5 protein-coding genes and 1 other RNA gene are annotated in these 4,868 nt (G+C 36.8%); 3 read left to right on the forward strand and 3 right to left on the reverse strand.

Translation table 11 applies throughout. The annotated features are described in order from the left end of the window. The 3 genes from rnpB to ACTTG8_RS09575 all read right to left on the reverse strand — a co-directional run. An RNA gene (gene rnpB / locus ACTTG8_RS09565) (RNase P RNA component class A) lies at positions 1-226 on the reverse strand; the annotation flags it as partial. 44 nt (positions 227-270) lie between these two features. After that, positions 271-1,548, reverse strand: coding sequence for an O-acetylhomoserine aminocarboxypropyltransferase/cysteine synthase family protein (locus ACTTG8_RS09570; protein ID WP_442561886.1), 1,278 nt, complete (start codon positions 1,546-1,548; stop codon positions 271-273). 201 nt (positions 1,549-1,749) lie between these two features. Next, positions 1,750-2,694, reverse strand: a complete 945-nt coding sequence (locus tag ACTTG8_RS09575; protein ID WP_442561887.1) for a diguanylate cyclase domain-containing protein — start codon at positions 2,692-2,694, stop codon at positions 1,750-1,752. Positions 2,695-3,022: 328 nt separating this feature from the next. Between ACTTG8_RS09575 and tgt the strand changes: the two genes are divergently transcribed. From tgt to yajC, 3 genes are all read left to right on the forward strand, one after another. Continuing rightward, positions 3,023-4,153 carry a tRNA guanosine(34) transglycosylase Tgt gene (tgt, locus tag ACTTG8_RS09580; RefSeq protein WP_442561888.1) on the forward strand — a complete coding sequence of 377 codons (1,131 nt, stop codon included), beginning with the start codon at positions 3,023-3,025 and terminating at the stop codon, positions 4,151-4,153. Positions 4,154-4,180: 27 nt separating this feature from the next. Further along, entirely contained in the window at positions 4,181-4,354 is a 174-nt protein-coding gene (locus tag ACTTG8_RS09585; RefSeq protein WP_442561889.1) for a hypothetical protein, read from the forward strand. 90 nt (positions 4,355-4,444) lie between these two features. Continuing rightward, positions 4,445-4,732 carry a preprotein translocase subunit YajC gene (yajC, locus tag ACTTG8_RS09590; RefSeq protein WP_442561890.1) on the forward strand — a complete coding sequence of 96 codons (288 nt, stop codon included), beginning with the start codon at positions 4,445-4,447 and terminating at the stop codon, positions 4,730-4,732. Positions 4,733-4,868 lie beyond the last annotated feature (136 nt).

Consider the following 4,868-nt stretch of genomic DNA (forward strand, 5'->3'; position numbering starts at 1 on the left):
GCTTTATATTTGGTCTTTCTTCGGATGGGGTTTACATGGCCTCCTTTGTTACCAAAAGAGCGGTGGTCTCTTACACACGCCTTTTCACCCTTATCCGGCTAAACCGGACGGTTATTTTCTGTTGCACTTTCCTGGGAGTCGCCTCCACCAGGCGTTATCTGGCATCCTGCCCTATGAAGCCCGGACTTTCCTCACCTATTACAGGCGCGATCATCTGTGTTTCTCAATTAAATAGTTTATCATAAAAGAGAGAAGTTGACAAGGAGATGATTAATTTAAGGCTTGTTTTATATCTTCTATCAAATCTTCGACATCTTCAATGCCGCAAGAAATTCTTATAAGTCCTGCTGGTATGCCGGCAGTGGCGAGCTGTTCATCTGAAAGCTGGCGGTGAGTAGTGATAGAAGGGCAGAGGCAGCAGCTTTTTGCATCTGCCACATGAGTTTCGATAGCAATGAGCTTAAGTTTTGTCATAAATTTTTCAGCAGCATCTCTTCCTCCCTTTATTTCAAAAGAAACTACTCCGGAGCAGCCGTTTGTCAAATATTTATTGGCTAAACTATGGTATTTATCTGATTTAAGTCCGGGATAGCTTACGCTTAGAGTTTTTTCATGGTTTTCAAGAAACTCTGCAACAGCCTGTCCATTCTTGGAATGTTCTCTCATTCTTACATGAAGAGATTCTAAGCCGAGATTAACAAGAAAAGCATTCTGTGGCGACTGTATAGCACCAAAGTCTCTCATAAGCTGTGCAGTAGCCTTTGTAATAAAAGCTCCTGCTTTACCAAACTGCTCTGCATAAACTAAGCCATGGTAAGATTCGTCAGGAGTACAGAGACCCGGGAATTTATCAGCATGAGCCATCCAGTCGAAGTTTCCACCATCAACTATAACTCCACCAACTCCACTGCCATGTCCGTCTATATATTTGGTGGTAGAGTGTGTAACTATGTCTGCTCCCCACTTAATAGGTTGGCAATTTATAGGGGTAGGGAAGGTATTATCTACTATGAGAGGTACACCATGCTCGTGTGCAATTTTTGCAAATCTTTCTATATCAAGTACGGAAAGTGCAGGATTTGCAAGGGTTTCGCCAAATACAGCCTTGGTATTTGGCTTGAAAGCGGCATTAAGTTCTTCGTCTGTGGCATCAGGAGATATGAAGGTAACTTCTATTCCCATTTTTGGTAAAGTGACACCGATGAGATTAAAAGTGCCACCATATATAGAAGATGAACATATAAGATGGTCACCACACTCACAGATATTAAAAATAGCAAAAAAATTAGCAGCCTGTCCTGAGGAGGTAAGCATAGCAGCAGTTCCACCTTCAAGTGCGGCTATCTTAGCTGCTGCATGGTCATTGGTAGGATTTTGAAGTCTGGTATAAAAGTATCCGGTAGCCTCCAGATTGAAGAGCTTTCCCATGGCCAGACAAGAATCATATTTAAAAGTTGTAGACTGGATTATTGGTAGTTGTCTTGGCTCACCGTTTTTTGGTGCATAACCGGCTTGTAGGCATTTAGTTCCTAATTTTAATTCACTCATAAATCATCCTCCTAGTATAAATATATTGGGGGTATTGCTTGCATTTTAAATTTGCTAGTTTAGTATAAGCGAAATCGGTTATAAAATCTACCACTTTTAGCTAAGTTTGTAATACATAAAATTTATAAGATGTTATAAAAATTTATTGTAAAATTAAAAAACTAACTCAAATTGAATAATTAGAGTTAGTTTTTATAATAATTATGTAGCAACAAAGCCACCTCGTCTTGATCTTTTAACAGAATATAGAGATCTGTCAGCGTTTTCTAAGGCTGCTTGCATAGACATACCGGGTGTTACTTCAGATGCGCCAATTGATACAGTTGTCCAGTATTCTTTGGAACTACCTGCTTTGCGAATATCACTTATAAGTTTTTGAGCAAATTCAGTTGCAGCAGTTTTATCCTTCATTTTGCCACAAAAAATTAGAAATTCATCACCACCCATTCTGCAGAGTAAATCATTCTCACGAACAGCAGAGCGAAATAACTTTCCCATGCTTGCAAGAACTTCATTTCCGGCTACATGACCATAAGTGTCATTAACTTCTTTGAAATGGTCTAAATCTAATATGAAAAACCAACCATGATCATATTTTTTTTCATCCCACTGGTTGCAGAAAGTTCGGAAATTGTCAAGACCGGTTAAACCATCCTTACTTGCGAGAACAGCCATTTCTTCATTAGCATTCTGAAGTTCTTGGACTCTTTTCAAAAGTGTTTTAGGATAGTACTCGCCTTCACCTTGTTCTTGATTAGGCAGAGATTGGTGTATGTGTACAATTTTCCATTTACCATTGATTTTATGGAAGAGAAAGGTAAAACGGCTATCCATGTTAATCATAACAGAGTTATCAGTACTTTCTCCTAAAACAGAAAATTTTCCATATACAAAACAGGATTCAGAATCAAGCATTATAGGTTTACACCATAGATTTTTAAAATGGAACTCTACATCATTCCTATCTGCCATTTCATCGTCAAAAGAATTTAAAAATTCGGATAATTCAGTATAAAATTCATGGTCACCTGTTCCTATAATCATACATTCAGGGGCGACACATTCCACTATCATTTTTTTAGCTTTTTCCCATTCTTTAGAGAAGAAACTACGCCAAAGATCCTCTGTCAGTTTAGAAAAGTCCACTTTATGCCTCCTTATTTATAGTTGATTGATATTTGACTTATGTGTTTTTACTGCTCAGATTTACTGCAATATATGATGTGGGTGTTAAAAACTTATAAATACAAAAGCTGTTTTTATATTTTAACACTGGTACCATTATTTATGAGTTTACAGAGAATAAGTTTATCATAGGATGAGGGATGTTGCAAGACAAGAGTTAATTAATTGACTTACATTGAAAAGAAATTTGTAAGAGTTTTTAACTTTACCATTGAAATAACTTCATTCCCATATTATAATTAAGGTTGTGTGTTTTATAGAAGAATTAAAGAATTTGAAAGGAAATTTTATGTATCGTCTTTTGTGTAAAGATGGTTCGGCTAAAAGAGGTGAGTTTACGACTGTACATGGTGTAATTCAGACTCCTGTCTTTATGAATGTAGGTACTGCAGCAGCTATCAAGGGAGCAGTGTCTACTGAGGATTTAGAAAGCCTAAAGACACAGGTTGAACTTTCTAATACTTATCATTTGCATTTACGGCCAGGTGATGAGGTGATTAAAAAACTTGGTGGCATCCATAAGTTTATGGTGTGGGATAAGCCGGTTGTGACTGATTCCGGTGGTTTTCAAGTATTTTCTTTAGCTAAACTTCGAAAGATTAAGGAAGAGGGAGTGAAATTCTCTTCCCATATTGACGGAAGAAAGATATTTATGGGACCTGAGGAGAGCATGCAGATTCAGTCCAATATTGCATCTACAATCGCTATGGCATTTGATGAATGTCCGGGACTTCCTTGTGAGCGAAAGTATATGGAGCAGTCGGTGGCAAGGACTGAGAGATGGTTGCTTAGGTGCAAAAATGAACTTAACAGGCTGAACAGCCTACCTGATACTATCAATAAGAACCAGTTGCTTTTTGGCATAAATCAGGGTGGAGTTTATAAGGATATTCGTATAGAAAATGCTAAAAGAATATCGGATATGGATCTTGCAGGCTATGCTGTAGGAGGACTTGCCGTAGGTGAAACTCATGAAGAAATGTATCAGACCTTGGAAACGGTAGTTCCTTATCTTCCTGAGAATAAGCCGACTTACCTTATGGGAGTGGGTACTCCAGAGAATATACTTGAAAGTGTAGAGCGTGGAGTAGATTTCTTTGACTGTGTATATCCATCAAGGAACGGTAGACATGGTCATGCTTATACAAATCATGGAAAAATGAACCTAAATAATGCTAAGTATGAGTTGGATGACAGGCCACTTGATGCTACCTGTGATTGTCCTGTATGTAAAAGATACTCAAGAGCCTATATTAGACATCTGCTTAAAGCAGGTGAAATGCTTGGAATGAGATTTTTGGTTATGCATAACCTTTATTTCTATAACAATATGATGGAAGAAATAAGGAATGCAATAGAAAAAGGTGAATTTCAGTCATATAAGAAGGCTAAGCTGGATGGTTTTAAGGCTGGAGAATAAAAGTACATAGTCTTTGGGAGGATGTTTATGAAAAAGAATGTTATGAAAAAATATTTTATAGAACAGGCATTACTTGTAGTGGCAATTTTATTGGGTATCTATGGCAACGATTTCTTAAAAGGTATATCAGGAATTTTGTTAATTATAGCAACGGTTATGCTGTTTTTTATTGTAGCTGATGAATTTAGTGAAAAAAAATAAAATACAAATTAAAATTTTAGGAGGAAGAAAGAAATGATTGGAGTTTTAACAGCAGGAACAGGTGGAGAGTCATTAGGTTCATACCTACCGATGATGATAGTTTGGATAGTTGTAGTAGGTGCTATGATGTACTTTATGAGCATTAAGCCACAGAAAAAGGAAAGACAGAGGATGCAGGAGCTTATGTCAAGCCTTGAACTTGGTGATTCAGTGCTTACTACAGCAGGATTCTATGGTGTTGTTATTGATATTATGGATGAAATAGTGGTAGTAGAGTTTGGTAGTAATAAGAACTGCCGTATTCCTATGAAAAAGGCTGCTATTGTTGAAGTTGAGAAACCTAGTCAGTCAAAGGCTGAAACAACAGAGAAAAAGTAAGATAAAATAATTCTTAGAAAAATAAATGGGTTGCACCTTTTAAAAGTGTAACCCATTTTTATATGTAATCCTAAAATTTACTACTTATTTTTCTTTTTAATTATAGATATAATATTAGAAATAGCAGGTACAAGTA

Source organism: Catonella sp. (assembly GCF_052173895.1).
GTDB lineage: Bacteria > Bacillota > Clostridia > Lachnospirales > Lachnospiraceae > Catonella.